Annotated in this window: 18 protein-coding genes and 4 pseudogenes; 7 read left to right on the plus strand and 15 right to left on the minus strand. The window is 69.0% G+C overall.

Features of this window, described 5'->3' with window-relative positions; translation table 11 throughout:
* Window positions 1-89: 89 nt before the first annotated feature.
* Window positions 90-1,211, minus strand: coding sequence for a radical SAM protein (locus ACLZOT_RS20115; protein ID WP_416970349.1), 1,122 nt, complete (start codon window positions 1,209-1,211; stop codon window positions 90-92).
* Window positions 1,212-1,627: 416 nt separating this feature from the next.
* Here ACLZOT_RS20115 and ACLZOT_RS20120 point away from each other — a divergent pair, with 416 nt between their 5' ends.
* Window positions 1,628-3,010, plus strand: coding sequence for a GH1 family beta-glucosidase (locus ACLZOT_RS20120; protein WP_416970350.1), 1,383 nt, complete (start codon window positions 1,628-1,630; stop codon window positions 3,008-3,010).
* Between the two features lie 119 nt (window positions 3,011-3,129).
* On the opposite strand, the gene ACLZOT_RS20125 is transcribed toward ACLZOT_RS20120, so the two are convergent.
* The 5 genes and pseudogenes from ACLZOT_RS20125 to ACLZOT_RS20145 form a co-directional block, all read right to left on the minus strand.
* A complete protein-coding gene (locus ACLZOT_RS20125; protein WP_416970351.1) occupies window positions 3,130-4,428 on the minus strand; it encodes a M18 family aminopeptidase in 1,299 nt (432 codons plus the stop codon).
* Window positions 4,429-4,979: 551 nt separating this feature from the next.
* Window positions 4,980-6,128 (minus strand): ABC transporter substrate-binding protein, encoded by a 1,149-nt coding sequence (locus ACLZOT_RS20130; protein WP_416970352.1) that lies wholly within the window; start codon window positions 6,126-6,128, stop codon window positions 4,980-4,982.
* 129 nt (window positions 6,129-6,257) lie between these two features.
* Window positions 6,258-6,638: a nuclear transport factor 2 family protein gene (locus tag ACLZOT_RS20135; protein WP_416970353.1), complete on the minus strand. Its 381-nt coding sequence runs from the start codon at window positions 6,636-6,638 to the stop codon at window positions 6,258-6,260.
* A gap of 45 nt (window positions 6,639-6,683) precedes the next feature.
* Window positions 6,684-6,944 (minus strand): annotated as a pseudogene (locus tag ACLZOT_RS20140) (nuclear transport factor 2 family protein); the annotation flags it as partial.
* A gap of 5 nt (window positions 6,945-6,949) precedes the next feature.
* A complete protein-coding gene (locus ACLZOT_RS20145) occupies window positions 6,950-7,756 on the minus strand; it encodes an MBL fold metallo-hydrolase (protein ID WP_416970354.1) in 807 nt (268 codons plus the stop codon).
* A 160-nt stretch (window positions 7,757-7,916) separates the two neighbouring features.
* On the opposite strand from ACLZOT_RS20145, the gene ACLZOT_RS20150 reads away from it, so the two are divergent.
* Window positions 7,917-8,354 (plus strand): MarR family winged helix-turn-helix transcriptional regulator, encoded by a 438-nt coding sequence (locus ACLZOT_RS20150; protein WP_416970355.1) that lies wholly within the window; start codon window positions 7,917-7,919, stop codon window positions 8,352-8,354.
* A gap of 442 nt (window positions 8,355-8,796) precedes the next feature.
* Here the strand turns inward: ACLZOT_RS20150 and ACLZOT_RS20155 are convergent, their stop codons facing one another.
* From ACLZOT_RS20155 to ACLZOT_RS20180, 6 genes are all read right to left on the minus strand, one after another.
* The gene (locus tag ACLZOT_RS20155; RefSeq protein WP_416970406.1) at window positions 8,797-10,623 is read right to left on the minus strand and encodes an acyl-CoA dehydrogenase; all 1,827 of its coding nucleotides are present in this window, start codon (window positions 10,621-10,623) and stop codon (window positions 8,797-8,799) included.
* A 132-nt stretch (window positions 10,624-10,755) separates the two neighbouring features.
* Window positions 10,756-11,613: an intradiol ring-cleavage dioxygenase gene (locus ACLZOT_RS20160; RefSeq protein ID WP_416970356.1), complete on the minus strand. Its 858-nt coding sequence runs from the start codon at window positions 11,611-11,613 to the stop codon at window positions 10,756-10,758.
* Between the two features lie 212 nt (window positions 11,614-11,825).
* Window positions 11,826-12,035: a DUF397 domain-containing protein gene (locus tag ACLZOT_RS20165; RefSeq protein WP_416970357.1), complete on the minus strand. Its 210-nt coding sequence runs from the start codon at window positions 12,033-12,035 to the stop codon at window positions 11,826-11,828.
* Window positions 12,032-12,604, minus strand: coding sequence for a DUF5753 domain-containing protein (locus tag ACLZOT_RS20170; protein WP_416970358.1), 573 nt, complete (start codon window positions 12,602-12,604; stop codon window positions 12,032-12,034). The genes ACLZOT_RS20165 and ACLZOT_RS20170 overlap by 4 nt, the downstream gene beginning before the upstream one ends.
* Window positions 12,605-13,236: 632 nt before the next feature.
* On the minus strand, window positions 13,237-14,352 hold the full coding sequence (locus ACLZOT_RS20175) for an alkene reductase (RefSeq protein WP_416970359.1): 1,116 nt from the start codon (window positions 14,350-14,352) through the stop codon (window positions 13,237-13,239).
* A gap of 216 nt (window positions 14,353-14,568) precedes the next feature.
* Window positions 14,569-14,784: a hypothetical protein gene (locus ACLZOT_RS20180; RefSeq protein WP_141581047.1), complete on the minus strand. Its 216-nt coding sequence runs from the start codon at window positions 14,782-14,784 to the stop codon at window positions 14,569-14,571.
* A gap of 169 nt (window positions 14,785-14,953) precedes the next feature.
* Here ACLZOT_RS20180 and ACLZOT_RS20185 point away from each other — a divergent pair, with 169 nt between their 5' ends.
* Window positions 14,954-15,307 (plus strand): ArsR/SmtB family transcription factor, encoded by a 354-nt coding sequence (locus ACLZOT_RS20185; RefSeq protein WP_055720437.1) that lies wholly within the window; start codon window positions 14,954-14,956, stop codon window positions 15,305-15,307.
* A 458-nt stretch (window positions 15,308-15,765) separates the two neighbouring features.
* Here the strand turns inward: ACLZOT_RS20185 and ACLZOT_RS20190 are convergent, their stop codons facing one another.
* From ACLZOT_RS20190 to ACLZOT_RS20200, 3 genes and pseudogenes are all read right to left on the minus strand, one after another.
* Complete coding sequence (locus ACLZOT_RS20190) at window positions 15,766-16,188, minus strand: hypothetical protein (RefSeq protein ID WP_009342681.1); 423 nt, start codon at window positions 16,186-16,188, stop codon at window positions 15,766-15,768.
* Window positions 16,185-17,014, minus strand: a pseudogene (locus ACLZOT_RS20195) (IS5 family transposase). The gene ACLZOT_RS20190 and the pseudogene ACLZOT_RS20195 overlap by 4 nt, the downstream one beginning before the upstream one ends.
* A 92-nt stretch (window positions 17,015-17,106) precedes the next feature.
* A pseudogene (locus ACLZOT_RS20200) lies at window positions 17,107-17,307 on the minus strand (helix-turn-helix domain-containing protein); the annotation flags it as partial.
* A gap of 106 nt (window positions 17,308-17,413) precedes the next feature.
* Here ACLZOT_RS20200 and ACLZOT_RS20205 point away from each other — a divergent pair.
* From ACLZOT_RS20205 to ACLZOT_RS20220, 4 genes and pseudogenes are all read left to right on the plus strand, one after another.
* Entirely contained in the window at window positions 17,414-17,671 is a 258-nt protein-coding gene (locus ACLZOT_RS20205) for a hypothetical protein (protein ID WP_416970360.1), read from the plus strand.
* A gap of 882 nt (window positions 17,672-18,553) precedes the next feature.
* Window positions 18,554-18,691 (plus strand): annotated as a pseudogene (locus ACLZOT_RS20210) (NUDIX domain-containing protein); the annotation flags it as partial.
* Between the two features lie 38 nt (window positions 18,692-18,729).
* Complete coding sequence (locus tag ACLZOT_RS20215; RefSeq protein WP_416970410.1) at window positions 18,730-18,945, plus strand: hypothetical protein; 216 nt, start codon at window positions 18,730-18,732, stop codon at window positions 18,943-18,945.
* The gene (locus ACLZOT_RS20220) at window positions 18,942-19,802 is read left to right on the plus strand and encodes a radical SAM protein (protein ID WP_416970361.1); all 861 of its coding nucleotides are present in this window, start codon (window positions 18,942-18,944) and stop codon (window positions 19,800-19,802) included. Before ACLZOT_RS20215 ends, ACLZOT_RS20220 begins: the two co-directional genes overlap by 4 nt.
* Window positions 19,803-19,828 lie beyond the last annotated feature (26 nt).

Genomic DNA, 19,828 nt, shown 5'->3' on the forward strand with positions numbered 1-19,828 from the left:
ACGAAGGGCCGGCCGCATACCCGGGAGCTACCCCGGAGGTACGACCGGCGCCGGGCGGGGAGCCGGCGCCGGCCGCCGCCCGGCCGCCCTCAGATGAAGGGATCGAAGTCGTCGATCAGCCCGTCCGGTCCGAGCGCCCCGGGCCCCTCGGGGTCGGGCCGCCTCCCGATCAGGGCGATCTCCTGGTTCGACCGGTGCCGTGCGCAGACGAACTGGCAGTCCTCGCTGGGGTCGATCACCGACGTATCGGCGGCGGCCCACAGCTCGGCGAACCCGGACTGCTGGATGTCCCCGATCCGCCCCTTGGGGTTACCCCGGTGGTAGGGGCAGACGAATACCCCGGTAGGGGTCACCGTCGTCCGCAGCTCGGTGATCGCGCAGTGGTGGTAGTCCTTGGGCTGGACCGGGTCCGTACCACGCCGTACGGCCTGCCAGTTGGAGGAGTGCAGGACGTGGAAGGAGTCGCTCTCCAGCTCCCGCAGCCGCGCGATCTGCTCCTCGACCGCCGCGATGTCCTCGGTCCGCTGGTTGACCGTGTAGTGGTCCTCGTCCAGCATCGCCTTGACCTCGAAGTAGTCGCAGCCGATCTCCCGGGCGAGCAGGCCCGCCTGGTGGACCTCGTCGTAGTTGGACTCGGTGACCTTCCCGTCCTCGTCGAAGCGCTGCATCAGGAGGAACGAGTAGCCGAGCCGCCCCCGCTTCCGCTCGGCCAACATCCGCATGTTCTCGATGACTTGGGGGAACACGCTGCGCTTGCCCCGGCTCGGCCGGAACATCTGGTAGGTGTCGGCGCTGCCGGCGTCGACCGAGACCCGCACCCAGGACAGACACTCCGCGAGCCGGTCGAGATGCCGGTTGATCTGGGTGCCGTTGGTGACGAGCCCGAGCTTGATGCCCGCCTCGTGCAGTACTTCGACGATCTGTCCGATGGCCCGGTGCAGCAGCGGTTCCCCGCCACCGATGAGGATCACCGCCCGGACATCGGATTCGGCCAGTTCGTGGGCGAGCTTCAGGATGCGGTCCTGGCCGATCTGGCCGTGGTGCAGCACTTGAGAGCTGATGCACTCAGGACAGGCGAGATCGCACACGGTCGTCGGGTCGAGATCGACCACGAGGGGTGACGAGAGCCGTCTCCCGAGGGCGACCTGTCGGGCCGCCGGATGGATGGAACGCTGGTAGAGCTTGTCGGCCAGGTCGAGATTGCGCTCCACATATGGGGTTCCCAGGGCGTTTTGGGGCAGAACGGAGTTGCGATCAGGCATGCGTGCGGTCACTTTCCGGTCTTGGGCATGAAGGACGGATCGGACGGCGCGGGGATCGTTTGTGGGCGTTCGTGATTGACCGTGATGAGAATCGGGCGACTGCGAGGCGTCTTGGGAGCGCTCCCAAGACCTTCCCGGGACCGGTCGTGCCCTGTCAACCGGTTCCCGGGGCTCCACGGCAAGGGGTGTGTGATTGGCCGGAAAACAACGGCGCTTGACAGGTATCGGGGATTGAGCAAGCCTGCTTGGGAGCGCTCCCACAAGAGGGGGCGTACGTCGTGTGCGGTACGACGCGAGGGTGATGGACGCCTTAAGCGGAAGGCGTCGTACGCCGTATGTCGTACCGCCGCAGGGAGGCGGAACGGATGACCGCTACGAGCACGGAGCCCGTGGGGAGCGAGGCTGTGCGAGGGCTGCCGGCCGACTTCGTCTGGGGGGCGGCCACGGCCGCGTACCAGATCGAGGGGGCCGTCGCGGAGGACGGGCGCTCCCCGTCCGTCTGGGACACCTTCAGTCACACGCCGGGCAAGGTGGCCGGGGGCGACACCGGGGACGTGGCCTGCGACCACTACCACCGGATGCCCGAGGACGTCGGGCTGCTGGGTGAACTCGGCCTGGACGCCTACCGGTTCTCGGTGGCCTGGCCGCGCGTCCAGCCCGGCGGCACGGGCCCGGTCAACGCGCGTGGAATCGGCTTCTACGACCGGCTGGTGGACGAACTGCTCGCCAAGGGCATCACCCCCTGGGCGACCCTCTACCACTGGGACCTGCCGCAGGCGCTGGAGGACGCGGGCGGCTGGCCGGAGCGCGACACCGCCCACCGGTTCGCGGAGTACGCGGGGATCGTGGCCGGTGCGCTGGGCGACCGGGTGAAGCACTGGATCACCCTCAACGAGCCTTTCTGCTCAGCCATGTTGGGCTACTACTTCGGCAACCACGCCCCGGGCAGGCGGAGTTTCCCCGACTTCACCAAGGCGGCCCACCACCTGCTCCTCGGCCACGGACTGGCCGTCCAGCAACTGCGGGAAGCCGTGCCGGACGCGCAAGTCGGCATCACCCTCAACCCGTTGGTGGCCCACCCGGCCTCCGACGCGCCCGAGGACGTCGAGGCGGCGCGGCGCGCGGACGCGATCGGCGCGCGGATCTACCTCGACCCGGTGCTGCTGGGCCGCTACCCGGCCGACCTGCTCACCGACCTGGCGAAACAGGACGCCCAACTTCCGGTTCAGGAAGGCGACTTGAGGACGATCGCGCAGCCGCTGGACTTCCTGGGTGTGAACTACTACTTCCGGGACGTGGTCCGTGCGACCGATGAGCCGCACGGCTACGAGGGTGTTCCGCAGACCCACCGGCCCTCGACCGCGATGCCCTGGGAGATCTATCCGGAAGGCATGACGGCCCTCCTCACCCGGCTCAGCCGGGAGTACCCCGCACTGCCGCTCTACATCACCGAGAACGGCGCCGCCTTTGACGACAGCGACTCCCCTGTCGACGGGACGGGTCGGATTCAGGACACCGACCGCACCGCCTACCTCGCCGACCACCTCGCCGCGATCGGGCTCGCGCGGGCGGCCGGGGCGGACGTACGGGGGTATTTCTGCTGGTCGCTGATGGACAACTTCGAGTGGGCCTACGGGTACGAGAAGCGGTTCGGTCTGGTGCACGTGGACTACGAGACACAGCGGCGCACCCCGAAGGCGAGCGCGCTGTGGTTCCGTGACGCGGCGCGCGCCTGCCGGGAGCAGTGAGCGGGGGAGTACGTGAGGGGTAGCTCCCGGGTATGTCGTACCCCGGAGCTACCCCTCAGGCGGTACCTCTCAGGCTGTACCCCTCAGGTACTGCCCCCCAGGTACTACCTCTCAGGTACTCAGCCCTCCAGGAACGCGGCCAGCGCGTTCGCGAGGAGGAACGGGTCGTCGGCGCCGCACAGTTCCCGCGCGCTGTGCATGGAGAGGATCGCCGCCCCGATGTCGACGGTCTGGATCCCGTGCCGCGCGGCGGTGATCGGGCCGATCGTCGTCCCGCACGGCATCGAGTTGTTGGACACGAACGACTGGAACGGCACCCCGGCCCTCTCGCAGGCCGCGGCGAACACCGCGCGGCCCGAACCGTCCGTGGCGTAGCGGTTGTTGACGTTCACCTTGAGGATCGGGCCGCCGTTGATCCGGGGCTGGTGCGTCGGGTCGTGCCGCTCCGCGTAGTTGGGGTGCACGGCGTGCCCGGTGTCGGAGGACAGGCAGACGGTCCCGGCGAAGGCGCGGGCGCGGTCCTCGTACGACCCGCCGCGCGCGAACACCGAGCGCTCCAGGACGCCGCCGAGCAGCGGGCCGTCCGCGCCGGTGTCGGACTGCGAGCCGCTCTCCTCGTGGTCGAACGCCACGGCCACCGGGATGTACGGGAGTTCGTCGCCGAGGTGGGTCGCGACGGCGCCCAGCGCGGCGGTCGCCGCGTGCACCGACAGGAGGTTGTCCATCCGGGGCCCGGCGAGGAGTTCCTCGTCGCGGCCGAGGTAGGCCGGCGGCTCGATGGAGTGCGTCATCAGGTCCCAGCCGGTGACCTCGCCCGGCGCGAGGCCCGTCTCCTCCTCCAGGAACGCGATCAAGTCGCCTTCGCGCGCGTCCCCGAGGCCCCACACCGGCTGCAAGTGCCGCTGCTTGTCCAGCTTCAGGCCGTCGGCGATGACCGACCGGTCGAGGTGGATGGCGAGTTGGGGGACGCGCAGCAGGGGGCGGCTGACGTCGACGAGGCGGGTCGAGCCGTCGCGCAGGGTGAGGCGGCCGGCGATGCCGAGGTCGCGGTCGAGCCAGGAGTTGAGCAGCGGGCCGCCGTAGATCTCGACGGCGATCTGGCGCCAGCCGTGCGCGCCGGTGTCCGGGAGGGGCTTGACGCGGAGGTTCGGGGAGTCGGTGTGGGCGCCGACGATCCGGAACGGCGTGTGCGGCCGGGCGCCCTCGGGGACGTACCAGGCGACGATCGCGCCGCCGCGCAGCACGTACTTGCCGCCGGTCGTCGCGTCCCACGCGTCCGTCTCGGCGAGCTGTCGGAACCCGGCCTTCTCCAACCGGTCCGCTGCGGTCGCCACGGCGTGGTACGGCGTCGGGCTGGCCGTGAGGAATGACTTGAGATCGTCGGTGTGGCCGCGATCGAAGCGGGTGGGTCGGGTCATGGGGTCACTCTAGCCAGGGGCGGGGCAGATGGTCGGTGCCGGTATTACCGGGGCGTACCTCGGAGGTACTGCGGGCTGACGCCGGAGGGGCGACCGGGGCCGGTGCGCGGCCACGCCCTCATCGCGGGGCGCGGGTGCGGGCGCGGGTGCCTCCTCCCCCCTGGGGTCTGTCCGGCCTGGGGTCTGTCCGGCGGATCAGGCCGCATGAGAGCGGGGGATCAGGCCGCATGAGAGCGGCGGACCCGCTCACCGGCGCGGCGCACCGCGGCGGAGCACCCCGCCCTGCTCGTGTCACCCCCGCCCTGCCCCCGTCGGCCCCGCCCCGGCGGTCGCGTCCGGCCCGGAGTTCCTGGCCGGCGGCGTCCTTCTTGCCGAGGCCGGTCCACGGCCGGGACGGGGGGCCGGCCGTGGACCGGGGGCCGACCGGGATCGGGGGCCGACCGGGACCGGGCGACAGCGTCGCGCGTAAGCCGACCAGCTCCTTCTCAGCCGTCTCGGCCGGCCCCGGGCGGACCGCGTCAGCACGTCGACGTCCGTCTCCCGGTCGGCGGTCAGGCGCCCGGATGCAGTCCGAGCGAGCCCGGCGTCGGGTCTCCCTTGACCTCTCCGAAGTAGAGAGCGAACGTCTGCTTCCAGCGCTCGACCGCGGCGCGGTCGGCCATGAAGCGGGGGAACCCGTCGAGGTTCCCGTTCGGGTACTGCCAGACCGGCTTCAGGCCCGTGGGCGGAGTGACGTCCGTGCGGACCGACCAGCCGTTGGTGGCGGCCTGCTGTTCTCCGGTGGACAACCGCCAGTTGAGGTACAGCTTGGCGGCAGTGGGGTTCTTGGCCTGCTTCAGGATCGCGGCCCGCTGCCCCCAGGACATGAACGGCGTCGCCCCGTCGGGGAGCACCCACTTGACGGGCCCGGTGGCCAGGGGCGCGCCGGAGCCACCGATGCCGATGGCCTTCTGCCCATTGGTGACGGCGTCCCTGGGGCTGAAGCTGCCGCGGGCGAACTGCGGCTCCTGGGCGGCCAGTCGGGCCAGCCAGTCCCATCCGTACTTCTGCACGTAGAGCGTGTAGAGGTAGAGGGCCGCGTCGTCGTCGTGCGGATAGGAGGAGGCGATCCGCCCCTTCCACCGGGCGTCGACGAGGTCGAGCGGGCTCGCGGGCACGTCCGAACCGACCGCCGCCGGACCGTACATGTAGCTGAAGGCGGCCACCTGTACGGCGACCCAGGCGCCGTGCGGGTCCTTGAAGGGGGCGTACACCTTCGAGAACCCGGCCGGCTTGTAAGCGAGCAGACGCCCTTGCTCCTTCCAGCGCACGAAGTCCTGGACGGTCTGTAGCTGTACGACATCGGGTACGACCGTGTCGGTGGCGAACTGGTTGTCCACCCGGACGTCGTGGTACTTGCTGTAGTCGATGACGACCGTCAGGTCGATGCCGGGAAAGCGGTTCTTGAAACCGGCGCGCACGCCGTCCGCCTGCGTCGTGATGTCGCCGCCCGCGTAGATCACGAGCTTTCCGCTCTCCGCGAGGGCGGCCTGGTAGAGCTCGTCGAGCGACCGGGTCTCCTCGGCCCCGGCCCCGGCGCCGGCGGTGTGCGGGGACGCGGCGGCAGAGGCGGAGGCCGGAGAGGCGCCGAACACTCCGGCGCCCAGAGCGGCACCGGCACCTGTCGCCAGGATGCGTCGCCTGCTGGGGAATATGGACATGCCGATGAAACCTTCCTGGTATGGGGCGGGGGAGAGGGCTCGCACCGAGGGCGGTACTCATTCACATGCGGGCGGACCCGGTTGCGCGTCGTCCGGACGGACGTCAGAACGTCGTCGTCCGGACGGACGTCAGAACATGGTGTTGTCGTTGGCGCTCTTCTCCGGTACTTCCTGGATCACGTCCCAGTGCTCGACGATCTTTCCGTCGGCGACGCGCCAGAAGTCCGCGACGGCCATGCCGCGGTCGCCGGGCTTCAGGTGGAGATTGCTGTGGGTGACGACGAGGTCCCCTTCGGCGATGGCCCGCTTGATGTCCAGCCGCAGATCGGGGAACTGCCCGCGCAGCCAGTGGACGTACCCGACGAAGGCTTGCGGGCCGTCCTGCGCCTCCGGGTTGTGCTGGGTGTAGCTGTCGCCGAGATGGGCGGCAGATGCCTCTTCCGGCTGGTGGTCGTTGAACGCCTGCTCGTAGAACGAGATGACGAGTGCCTTGTTGTCTGCGGCGGACATGGGTTCCCTTGTCTTGAGGCGGGTCTGTCAGTCGGTCATCGCGGTGCGCACGAGGACGACGACGTTCTCGCCGTCGACGACGTACGTGTCGTCGTGGGCCGTCCAGCTCTCCCACTCCGCGCCGAGCCGTTCCATGACGGCGGCGGTGACGCCCTCGGGGGTGCGGTAGGTGCCGGCCAGGGGGAAGCCCGCCATCTCGGTCCACTCGACGTCGGGGGCGAGGGTGGCGCGGAGGGCTTCGAGGTCGCCGGCGGCGGAGGCGAGGTACTGGCGGCGTACGACGTCCGCGGGTGCTTCGTACGTCATGGTGGTCAGCCCCACTTCATCTCGCCCTTGGCGACCTTCGCGCCGATCTGCGCGGCGATCAGCATGCCGTGGTCGGGGTAGCGGGCGACGAGGGCGGCGGTGAGGGCGGCGCCGTCGGGGGCCTTGGCGAGTTCCTCCTCGAAGGCGGCCAGGTAGTCGCGGGTCGCGGTGATCGCGGAGGCGTCGGCGGGGGTGCCGGGGAGGCGATGGCCGGGGACGACCAGTTCGGGGTCGAGGGCGGACATGCCGTCGAGCACCTTGATCCAGGCGGCGCGGTCGCCGGGGGTCGGGGTGTCGGCGACCCAGACGTGCTCGCGCTGGAAGAGGAGGACGCCGCCGAGGATCGCCCGGTGCTCGGCCTGCCAGAGGTAGTGGCGGTCGGGGAGGTCCGCGGAACCGCCCTTCAGCTCGAAGCGGTGGCCCTCCAGGGCGAGGTCGCCGGTCAGCGGCTCGATGTCCACGAGTCGCGTCGGCAGGTTCGCGCCCAGAGCCGCCCACGCCTTGAGCTTGCCCTCGTAGGAGTCCTGGATGTGCTCGATGACCAGCGGTGTCGCGACGAACCCGGCGTCGGGGAAGGCGTCCGCGAGGACTTCCGCGCCGAAGTAGAAGTCGGGGTCGGCGTGGCTGACGAAGACGGTCGTCAGGGTCTTGCCGGAGTCGAGAACGGCGGCGGCGAGGCGGTGGCCGTCCGCGCGGGTGAAGGCGGCGTCGACGAGCAGCGCCTCGCTCTCGCCGGTGACGAGCGTCGCCGTCTTGTTCTTGCTGCCGGCCGGGAAGTCCAGGTCGAGGACGGTGAAGGTGAGGGTGCTCATGTGCGTTTCCTCGGTGTGGGGTGATGGCCGGGGGTGACGGCAAGGGCGGCACGGCAAGGGCGACACGGCGAAGTATCTGCCAACGCAGACAATATAGCTGCTGGATCAGATATTGCAACGGCAGTTTCTTTCGCTTGTGTCCTTCTGTCACCCTTGGGGAGTGAACGAGCAACTGCTGAACGACGACGACGTGACACTCTTCGGTCTCTTCGTGGAGGCGTACAGCCGGATAAAGCCCCTGGTGAACCGCGATCTCGAGATACCGCATACCTGGTTCGAAGTGCTGCTGAGACTGGGCCGCACCCCCGGTCACCAGCTCCGCATGACGGACCTGGCGGAGGCCGTGTCCTTCAGCTCGGGGGGCTTCACCCGGCTCGCCGACCGCATGGAGAAGGAAGGGCTCATCCGCCGCGCCCCCGATCCCGCCGACCGGCGAGCCGCACTCGCCGTACTGACCGACAAGGGCGGTCAGGCGCTCGACCACGCACTGACCGCCCACATCTCCCACCTGCGCAACCATGTCGCCGGACCACTCTCGGCCGAGGACCGCCGCCACTTCGAGCGCATCCTGCGCACGCTCCGCGACGCGAACATGTGATGCCCCGCCCTGCCCCGGATCACCGTCACGGGCTGCGGGCTCCACATGACGGCTCCGGGGGTATCGCCAGGAGTGCGGCGGTCCGCTGCCGCGGACCGTGGGGGTGAAGCGGTCGGACCGTTGCTGGGTGCGGGCAGGCCGTTTCGCGCCGGGCGTCCGGGTGCTTCGGGCATCCCGGTCGCGGGCGTCCAGCCGGCGACCGATCCTGACGAGCACGCCACGGCGGCCATGGCGGCCATGGCGGCCACGGCACCCGCCCCGAGACCGGCTCGGGCGGTGTTCGCCCCGTGTGTGTGTCGACGGACCGGTACGGGCCTGGCGTGCGGGGCCCGGCCTCTGGCAGCTGAACGTACGAATGGGCCCCGCCCACCCTGGACGGGACCCACTCACACGCAGCTCGACCGGCCTCAGCGTGAAGCCTGTCGGCGGAACCGGCGATCTCTCAGAACGCCGCCTCGTCCAGCTCCATCAGGTCCAGCTCCACCCCGGCGGCGACCTTGCGGGCCAGGGTGACACCCGGCAGGACGTTCGCGGCGAAGAACTTCGCGGCGGCGATCTTGCCGGTGTAGAAGGGCACGTCCTTGGCGGAGGCCGTCTCCAGCTTCTCGGCCGCGACCGCCGCGCCCTTGAGCAGCAGGTACCCGACGATCACGTCACCGGAGGCGAGCAGCAGCCGGGTGGTGTTGAGGCCGACCTTGTAGATGTTCTTGACGTCCTGCTCGGTGGCCGCGAGGTCGGTGAGCATCAGGCCGACGATGGCCTCCAGCTCGACCGCCGCCTTCGCCAAGTGCTCCCGCGCGCCCGCGAGTTCCTCGCCGCCCGTGCCGAGCGCGAGGAACTTCTTGATGTCCTCGGCGAGGCCGTTCAGCGCGGCGCCCTGGTTGCGGACGATCTTGCGGAAGAAGAAGTCCTGGCCCTGGATCGCGGTCGTACCCTCGTAGAGGGTGTCGATCTTCGCGTCGCGGATGTACTGCTCGATCGGGTACTCCTGGAGGAACCCGGAGCCGCCGAAGGTCTGGAGCGACTGCGCGAGCTGCTCGTAGCCCTTCTCCGAGCCGTACCCCTTGACGATCGGCAGGAGCAGGTCGTTGAGCGCGTGCTCGGTCTTCGCGTCCTCGCCGTTCGCCTCCTTGAGCGCGATCGCGTCCTGGACGGAGGCGGTGTAGAGGACCAGGGCCCTCATACCCTCGGCGTACGCCTTCTGCGTGATGAGCGAGCGTCGTACGTCGGGGTGGTGCGTGATGGTGACCTTCGGCGCGGCCTTGTCGCCGAACGCGGCGAGGTCGGTGCCCTGGACGCGCTCCTTGGCGTACTCCAGGGCGTTGAGGTAGCCGGTGGAGAGGGTGGAGATCGCCTTCGTGCCGACCATCATGCGGGCGAACTCGATGATGCGGAACATCTGGCGGATGCCGTCGTGCTTGTCGCCGATCAGCCAGCCCTTGGCGGGGTGGCGGTCGCCGAAGGTCATCTCGCAGGTGTTGGACGCCTTGAGGCCCATCTTGTGCTCGACGTTCGTGGCGTACACGCCGTTGCGCTCGCCCAGCTCGCCGGTCTCGGCGTCGAAGTGATACTTGGGGACCAGGAACAGGGACAGTCCCTTGGTACCGGGTCCGGCACCCTCGGGGCGCGCGAGGACGTAGTGGAGGATGTTCTCCTCCATGTCGTGCTCACCCGAGGTGATGAACCGCTTCACACCCTCGATGTGCCAGGAGCCGTCCTCCTGCTGTACCGCCTTGGTACGACCCGCGCCGACGTCCGAGCCGGCGTCCGGCTCGGTGAGGACCATCGTCGAACCCCAGGTCTTCTCGACCGCGATCCGCGCCCACTTCTTCTGCTCCTCGGTGCCCTCCTCGAAGAGGATGCGCGCGAACGCGGGACCGGAGGTGTACATCCACACGGCCGGGTTCGCCCCGAGGATCAGCTCCGCGAACCCCCAGATCAGGGACGGCGGCGCGGTCGTCCCGCCGATCTCCTCCGGCAGGCCGAGCCGCCAGTACTCGGAGTCCATGAACGCCTTGTACGACTTCTTGAACGACGGCGTGACCGGCGCGGTGTTGGTCTCCGGGTCGAAGACCGGCGGGTTGCGGTCGGCGTCCGCGAAGGACTCTGCCAGCTCGTTCTCCGACAGCCGCGTCATCTCCGACAGGATGCTCTTCGCGGTGTCCACGTCCAGCTCCTCGAACGGGCCGGTGCCGTACAGCTTGTCGCGGCCGAGGACTTCGAAGAGGTTGAACTCGATGTCGCGGAGGTTCGACTTGTAGTGCCCCATGGTGATGACTCCGTCGAGAGAACGGCGAGGCACTGTGTTCCTCGCGCAGTGATTTCACGTACCAGCTAGTAGCTACGATGATGCTACCCGCCGGTAATAAGCCGCAACCCCGATCCGGTCAACTGTGACTGGTCACACCGCGACGGTCAGCGTGGCCGTGTACCCCTTCGCCGGGCTCCCCTGCACCGCCGCCATCTGCTGCTCGTACCCGTCCCGGAAGACCATGTCGCTCTCCAGGGTGAGCCGGGCCAGGTTCGGGATACTCCTGTCGTACCCCTCCGTCGCGTACACCGTGTCGCAGACGTCCTTCGGGAAGGCGAGCTGCGAGGTGTTCGTGATCGCGGTGGCCGCGGTCGCGTCCGCGAGGGAGCCGTACACCTCGAAGTGGATGTGCGGCCAGCGCCCCGGGTAGCACCCCGGAAAGATGCTGGTGAAGGTGACCTGCCCCTTCTCGTCCGTCTCCTGCACCCCTCTCAGGTAGTTCTCGTCCGTCACTCCCTCGGTGTACAGGGAGTAGTCCCCGGCACGGTCGGCCTGCCACAGATAGACGGCGGCCCCCTTCTTCGGGGTACTACACCCCGAGTCGGAGTCGACGACGGTCAAGGTGACCCTGAGAGGTACGCCATCAGCGGTACCCCCCGCCGAGTTCCCGAAGCTCTTCGTGATGTCGCTGCGCACGACCCCGCTCTCCTTGAGCACGTTCACCCCGTTCGACCCGTCCCCCGGATAGGGCCCGGCGGTCTCCTCGGGGATCACGGCACACTCGGCGGAGTCGGCGGTACCACTGCTCGACGCCGGCGTCCCCGACGAAGCCGCCGCCGGGGTGTCCTCCCCCTCCGCACTGCACCCCACCAGAGGGACCAGCCCCACCCCCGCCATCAGCCGGATCATCCGCCGCCGGGCGAGCACGGGCAGGTCGTACGACAGCCCCCGATCGTGCTCGTGCGCGCCCTCGTCGGCGTGATGGTGGTCGTCGTCGCGTCGCTGCATGGCCGTCCCTCTGCTGGTGTGCTGTCTGCTCAGTCAGACGCTATGAGCGAGAGCACCGCCGGACCAGGCCAGAGGGCTGTCGAGGGGCTATCAAGTCACTGTCGTTTTTCTGGCAGGGGTGGTGGGGCGTGCCGAAAACAACGAGAAGCCCCACCGGTCACCCGGTGGGGCTTCTTCCTGCGGCGTATCCGTTGCTCGGAGATCCCGCAGCGTCACGCGGCGAACATCCCGTCCTTGACGCCCGCCGTGAAGGACGCGAAGGCGAGAGCGGAGACATCCAGCGCGGAAGCGTCCAGGTTCTTGGAGTCACGAACCAGGACCGCACCGCGCGAAGCGATGACGTCCGCGACCTCCAGGCAGTTGCCTCCGTTGCTGCTGTAGGAAGACTTGAACCAGTGAGGGGAGGCGGGTTCGGTGCTCACGGGGTGCCCTTTCGCAACTGTCCGATCATGGCTACCGACTCCGTCTGGGACAGAGCCTCAGCCTGTAGTTGATGGTAGGCCGTGAGTTTCGCCTGAACCAAGCCCGATTCCCGCTCCATCCGTCCTTGCAACGAAGACTCGGCGTAGGCGAGACCGGAGCGGTCGGGCAAGGTCAGCAGGTTGATCGGCAAGTCGAACGACCTCCGCTCCCCGAGGCTGTAAGGAGCCACTTGCAGGACTGTCGAAGGCAGTTCGGCGAACGCCAGGAGCCGGTCGAACTGCGTCGCCATGACCGCGCTCCCGCCGACCGGCCGCAGCAGGGAGCTTTCGTCCATGACCACGTAGAACATCGGCGCGGGAGTACGGTCCACGAGAGCTTGTCGCCGTGCGAGCAGAGACAGCCTCTCTTCTGCCTGGAACTCGGTGATGGCCCCCCGGCGTACGTCGCCGTCCGCCATGGCAGCGGCGTACTCCGGGGTTTGGAGCAGACCCGGGACGATGCCCAGAGTGAACAGCCGGATCTCAACAGCACGCGCCTCGTACCCCAAGTACTCCGGGAACCCGTCCAACAGCGAACTTTCCCGCGCGGCCCGCACCATGCGCTGGAGCCGGTCACCGGTACCGAGCGCCTTGTCAGAGGGCGGTACGTGACTTGATGTCTGTATTGCCCTGTCGGTTGGGGTAGGCAGGCGGCTCGGGGGGCCGCCGGGCGGCTATGGCCGCGGCTGGGCGAACAATCCCTGCTCGGTCTCGACCAGGATGCCGCGCTCGGTCAGCCGCTTGAGTTTCAGGCGGGTGTTGTTGATGTTGTTGGGCGCGATCTCCATGCCCATCGCCTCGCAGATTTGCCGTGCTCGCAGCGGGGTGTCGGCCGCGGCGAACTGACGGATATCGGCGAAGGACTCCCTTACGGAAGGCGGACCTGGTGGATGGGCCGCCGCCGGAAAACCGTCACAGGCGTCAGCTGTGGCCGAAGGCCGCCGCGGTGGCCACGCACGAGAGCGATGTGCTCGCCGAGGTCACCGAACGCAGGCTGCTGACCAGGAACCTGGGGACCGTCAACGCCCCGACGGACCCGACGGTCCTCGAGCCGGTGATCGCCGGTGTGACCACGGGCTCAAGGGGGCGGGCGCAGTGTCGCCGGTCGGCGCCTGTCCATGGGTGAGTGGGGCTGCCGCATGGACAGGCGTGACCGTGGGCCTCAAGCCGCTTCGAGGAAGGGGTAGTCGGTGTAGCCCTCGGCGCCCGGCCCGTAGAACAGTTCCGGCCGCGGCTCGTTCTCCGTGTGGCCACCCTGCCAGCGCTCGACCAGGTCGGGGTTGGCGATGAGGGCCCGGCCCACGACCACGGCGTCGGCGTGGCCGGCCTCGATCTGCTGGAGCGCCCGCTCGCGGGTGGTCTGCCCCCCGCCGAGGGGGCCGTTGTTGACGATCAGCTTGCCGTCGAAGCGCCGCCGCAGCTCCTGTACCAGGTCGCCGCCCGGCTCGGTGTGCAGTACGGAGAGGTAGGCCAGGCCCAGCGGGCGCAGTTGGTCGAGCAGGGTGCCGTAGGTGGCCAGGACGTCGTCCCGGTCGGTCTCGAAGACGTCCCCGAAGTCGATCTCCGGCGAGATCCGCAGCCCGACCCGCTCGGCACCGACGGCCTGGGCGATGGCCGTTGCGACCTCGACGACGAAGCGGGCGCGGTTGTGCGGCGAGCCGCCGTATTCATCGGTGCGCTGGTTGGCCGCCGGGGAGAGGAACTGGTGGAGCAGGTAGCCGTTGGCGCCGTGGATTTCCACGCCGTCCGCTCCCGCCTCGATGGCCCGGCGGGCCGCGGTGACGAAGTCCTCCAGGGCTGCACGGATCTCTGCGGTGGTCATCGCTTCCGGTACGGGGAGGGGCTGCTCGCCCTTCTCGGTGAACGTCTCGCCGGTCCTGGCGATCGCGCTGGGGGCGAGGATGCGGCGGCCGCCGTTGATGTCGGGGTGGGTTTGGCGGCCGGCGTGCATGATCTGCAGGACGATGCGGCCGCCCTCGGCGTGCACCGCCTCGAACACCCGCTGCCAGCCGGCCGCCTGCTCGTCGGTGGCGATGCCCGGCCCACCGACAAACCCCTGCGACGCGTGGTCGGGGTAGGTGCCCTCGGTGATGATCATTCCGACGCTCGCCCGCTGCCGGTAGTACTCGACCATCAGATCCCCGGGTATGCCGGAGGAACCGGCCCGGACCCGGGTCAGCGGTGCCATGACGATGCGGTTGGCGAGCTCGATCTTCCCGAGAGAGACGGGGGAGAAAAGTGACGGAACGGATGAAACTTCTGAAGCGTTGACAGTCATGGGTTTCTTTCTGCAATAGGGAGGGAAACGGGATGAAGGTCTGCGACGCAGGGGGTCTGCGCTGTCCCGGCAAAGGCGCGAATGCGGTCCTCGGGCAGGCGCGGGCCCGCTGACAGTGACGCGGTTCCAGGACCGCGATCGGGGTGTGGGTGGTGTGGGCGACGAACGCGGTGAGAGCCGCATGCCGTCAGCGTCGGTGTCGGTGTTGACGCCGGTTCAAGCGCAACTGCCCGCCGGAGTACGGGCGTTCGCTCCTTGCGCACGATCAGCAGCCAGCCAGGCGACGAAGTCAGGGGTGCCGCCGCCCGCCGGGACGCGCCAGTCCAGTGGGCGGGTGACGCCGGTGTTGAAGGTCGCACGAAGGCGGCCGACCACCTCCGCGGCCGTTTCGCTCCGGTACGTCCTCGGCTCGGTCGCCTGTGTTGTGGTCATGGGGTGTGCTCCGTTCTTGATGCACGCCGCGCCGTCAAAGGCGTTGGGGGCATGCCGTGGTACCGGTGATGGGCAACCCGGTGGATGACGGATGAAAGGTCGATCCGTGCCTTCACTGTAACCCATGTACGCGTTGATGCGAACATAGGGCAGGGGTTATTCTTTCCCCATGGCCAGTCGCACCTCGTCCCCCCTCGTTCACCCCGACACGGACGACCTCGACCTCTTCAAGATCATGAGCGCGCTGACCGACGAGACCCGGCTCACCATCGTCGTCACCCTCTCCGTCTCCCCTGGCCTGGCCTGCAGCGGCTTCACCCAGGACGTCACCGCGTCCGTACTCACCCGCCACTTCCGCGTCCTGCGCGAGGCCGGCCTCATCCGGCAGCACGACGTCGGCACCCGCCGCTTCAACACGCTGCGCAAGGAAGATCTGGACCAGCGGTTCCCCGGACTGCTCGACCTCGTCCTCAAGGAGAGCGTCGGCCTCGTGGAGCCCTACGTGAACGCCGAGAGCGCCTGACGCTCCGGCATCGCTCCGCGGCCGCGACGAACCGGACCCACCGCAGCCAGGCGTCCAGCTTGCGGCCGACTTCGATCACGTCGAACAACACCTCATGCGCCGAGCGGCAGTAACCGGTGCCCCAGCAAGGCGATACGGCACCGGCCCCGACGTACCCGCTTACACGGAGGCGGCTTCCGCGCGGTGAGCGCCGACCTGCGCCACGCCGGCACGCTCCTCGGAGTGTTCAGCGACACACGCCTGGTCACACGGGGCATCCTCACCGAACCCGAGCCCGGCCTGTTCGCTCAGCCCTGCCCCTGACCGTCCACTCGCCCCGCCGACCAGGGCTCCTAACCCAGGCCCAACCCCGAAACGGACATCAGCTCACATCCGGCACTCTCAGAGGGCATGAGACCTGATGCCCGATTCTTCGTTTCGTGCGGGACAAGCGGGCAGGTCGTGGCGACATCGGTCGGCTACGGCCGAGGCTGGGTGAACAAGCCTGGCTCGGTCTCGGCCAGGATCCCGCGGCCGGCCAGCCGCTTGAGCTTGAGGCGGACGTTGTTGATGTTGTTGGGCGCGACCGCCAGGTCCATCGCCTCGCACACCTGCCGCGCACGCAGCGGATGGTCGGCGGCGGTGAACACCGCCATGATCTGCTGGTAGGCCGGATGGTCCGGCAGTTTCGGTGTCGGCGGCGCGGGCGGTTGCGGGTCGGGCAGCCCCAGCAGTGTCTTGCGGGTGATCCGGACTTCTTCGGCGGCCCGGCCGAGTTCGTCGAGCTGTGTGGTCAGCTGCGTGATCTGTTCCCGCGTCGTCTCGGCCTGCGCGGTGATCTCGCGTTCCCGCTCCTCCAACCGTGCCAGCACGGCGCCGAGGGTCAGCTCCCCGCCGGTCATGCGGTGCGCCAGGCGGGCACGGTCGCCGCGGTCAGCCGGCGCAGTATCACCGCGGTCATCGCCCAGTACACCCGCGACTCCGAACTGCGGGGCAGGTGCTCGTAGTCGCGCACCAGCCTGCGGTGCAGCATCAAGATCCCATAGGTGCGCTCCACGATCCACCGTCTGGGGATCGGCACGAACCCGGTCTGAGCCGGGTTGCGCTCAACGATCTCCACCTCGATGCCCACCGTCTGCCCGTGCGCGACGACGGCGTTCTTGAAGCCCTGGTCGACCAGCGCCTTGTGAACGGTGTCGGTGTCGGCGGCGACCTTGTCCAGCAGCGCGATACCAGCGGCGTTGTCGTGCACGGACGCGGCGAGCACCACGACCGCGATCACCAGGCCCAACACGTCAACGGCCAGGCCGCGCTTGCGGCCCGGTACTTTTTTGCCGCATCACGCCCCGTCGACTGTGCGGGCACCCCGGCCGCCGCGTGCACGCTCTGGGTGTCGAGCACCACCAGGCTCGGGTCCGCCTTCCGCCGCGCCTTCTCCCGCACCTGCCACCGCAGCAGGTCATGAATGGTCTGGTCGGTGCCGTCGTCACGCCACTTGGTGAAGTAGTACATCACCGCACCGCGCGGCGGCAGGTCGTGCGGAAGCAGGTCCCACTGGCATCCGGTGCGGCCCTGGTAAAGGAGCGCGTTGACGATCTCCCGCATCTCGTACCGGCCCTGATGGCCGCTGACCGAACGGTGTGCGGCCTTCCACGCGGCGATCACCGGCTCGACCAGCGCCCACTGCTCGTCGGACAGGTCAGTCTTGTAAGGCTTGCGCTCGCTCACGGTGTTCAGCCCAGCACGCCCGAGCCCGCCCACCGGCCCGGCTGCCGCAGTCCCACACGTTCAGGTGACGACAAATCAGCCATCAACTCGCATACCGCCCTCTCAGAGCTGTACGCGAAGCGGGGAGTTGCGGACCGTCGGCCAGTTTCCACCGCGGAGATATGCGTCCCGGAACAGCCCATACGCGTCGCCAACTCGTCCTGCGTCCACCCCTTCTCGTCCCGCAGTCTGCGTAGTTCGGCTCCGAACGCCGCGCTCTGTGATTCTTCGGGGTCCAGCTCTTTCCGGTTCAACGGCTTCCGCCCAACTCCCTGAACGCCTATCGCAAGTTGAAGACTTTCTGACTGTAGGCCACGCTGAGCCGCCCCGGTAGCGAAACCGCTACAGAGAGGAGCGGCCGTGTCCGACGAGACCATGTCCGAGACGCAGAACCCCCCACCCGTTCCGGCTGTCGGCACGATCATGATCGACGAGCACGACCGCATCGGAGAGTTTCGCGGCGAGGTTCACGGTCAGTGGTGGTTGCGGCCCCTCAAGGGCGGAACCGAGTGGACGGTGCAGCCCGGTGGTGCTGAGCCGGCGCCCCCGAGCTGGGGGCTCCGGGCGAAAGTCGCCCTCGCGAACGAACGGACCACGCGGCGAGGTGAACTGACGTGACGTCTCAACTTCCGTCCCCTGGCGGGTATTTGTGCGTGGTGCGTGCCGAGGGCCGGGTACAGGGCACTGGACGCGAGGCGGCGTACGTCTTCGATGCCTTCCAGACGATCTCGCCGGTTCTCGCGCTGCGGTGGCTCCACCATCAGGCCCTGCACCAGGCTCGTCGTGTGGGCTCCGAGGAGTACGCGATGGGCTGGGCTCCGCCCAGGGCGTTTCACGCGTGTGTGTCCGACTGCGACCCCGCTGGCGAACTCCGGGCGTGGGCCGCGTACTTCGTACCGCACCGCGAAGCGCAACGGCATCTACGGGAAGGGAACCCGCTCACGGCCGTTGTGAACGACACGGACGCGCAGTGCCGGTTTCTGTTGTCCGCGCTGCCGATACACGCGCCGGCGAGCGGTCTCCGTCCCGAGCCCCCGCCCTGGTCGCCCGAGTCGTGCCGACGGCGATACGACTCCTCCCCTTCCGGCCAGGGCGGGCCGAAACACCGAAGGGGACGCGGTGCCCCGTCGTACGCCTGAGCAAGTCCGCGCTATGGAAGCGGAGTTCATCGAGCAGCGCGAATCGGTGATCGAGCGCTACCGGCGTGGGGAGTCCGCCGCCTCGCTGTCCCGCAAGTTCCGGGTGAGCCCGGCGTGGGTCGCCGGGCAGATGGAGGCAGGGGGCGGGACCAACCCCGGTCGGCTTTCTGCATGGCGGCTGACGGCCGGCCGGGGCCACACACCAAGTACACAAGGAGCACGAGCCCATGGGCAAGATGATCACGCTGGAAGTGGTCCCCCGGTGCCTCCCCCCGGACGTCCCGGACGAGGGCGACGGTTCGGCCCCCACCGATCACGAGTGACGGCGGGAGTCGACGGCATGGCTCACCCGGACGTCAGCATGTCCTCTCCGCCCCGCCGCAGGATCGGCGCCGTCGTCGTGGTCCTGGACCAGGAGGACCGCGTGCTGCTGGTCCAGCCCACCTACAAGTCGGGGAAGTGGCAGCTCCCTGGTGGGGGTGCTCAGGCGGGGGAGGCGCCGACGGCGGGACGGCGACCCCGGAGGAAGCGGACGCCGTGGCCGTCCCCGTCAGCGCTGCCCGCGAGTTGTCGGCGCTCAAGTGGGTGCCTTTGGAGGACTTCGACGTACACGTCGAGACCTACCAGGAACGCCGTATCCGGGAAGCCGTGACCGCGCTCAGGAACGGCCACCGCATCCCGCTCCTCACGCGCGGCGAGACAGCCGGACGGGTCCCACCGCCACAGACCAAGGCAAGGGAAGGGGAACCATGACGAAACTCGTCGAACCGCCCGCCGTACCCGCGCTGCCCGGTATCCGGTTCCTGGAACTGGAGATCACCGGGAAGTGTCAACTGACGTGCACGCACTGCCTGTCGGAGTCCGCCCCGCAGGCCACGCACGGCACGATGACCCCCGAGGACTGGCGCACCGTCATTACCGATGCTGCCGCGCTCGGCATCGGTTCGATCCAGCTCATCGGAGGGGAGCCGACCGTCCACCCGAACTGGCGTGAGTTCACCGAACTCGGGCTCTCCCTCGGGCTGCACGTCGAGATCTACAGCAACCTGTTCCATGTCGCCCCGGACTGGTGGGAGTTGTACGAGCGGGACGGCGTGACCCTGGCGACGAGCTACTACAGCGACGACCCCGCCGAACACGACAAGGTCACCGGACGCCAGGGCAGTTACGCGCGCACCCGAAGCAACATCCGGGAAGCTGTCACCCGGGGCATCGCGCTCAGGGCGGGAATCGTGGACATCCTGCCGGGCCAGCGCGTCACCGAAGCCCGCGCCGAGCTGGAGTCCATCGGCGTGACGACCGTCAAGACGGACCGGGTCCGCGCTGTGGGCCGTGCCGCGCTGCCCGGCACCGCACCGGCGCTGGACGAACTGTGCGGCGGATGCACCTGGGGCCGCGCCGCCGTTCTCCCGAACGGGGACCTCAGCGGGTGCGTACTCGCACGCGGCTTCCCGGCGGGCAATGTACGGGAAACCCGGCTCGCCGACCTGCTGGGCGGGAAGGCTTGGGTCGAGTTGGCGTCACGCATCCCCTCACCCCGCGCCGCATGCACGCCGAACGACTCGAACGACTGCGACCCGGCGAGCACCCCGTCATGCGACCCACAGTGACCCGCACACCCGCTGAAAGGAACCCG

The organism is Streptomyces sp. 4F14 (genome assembly GCF_048159485.1).
GTDB lineage: Bacteria > Actinomycetota > Actinomycetes > Streptomycetales > Streptomycetaceae > Streptomyces.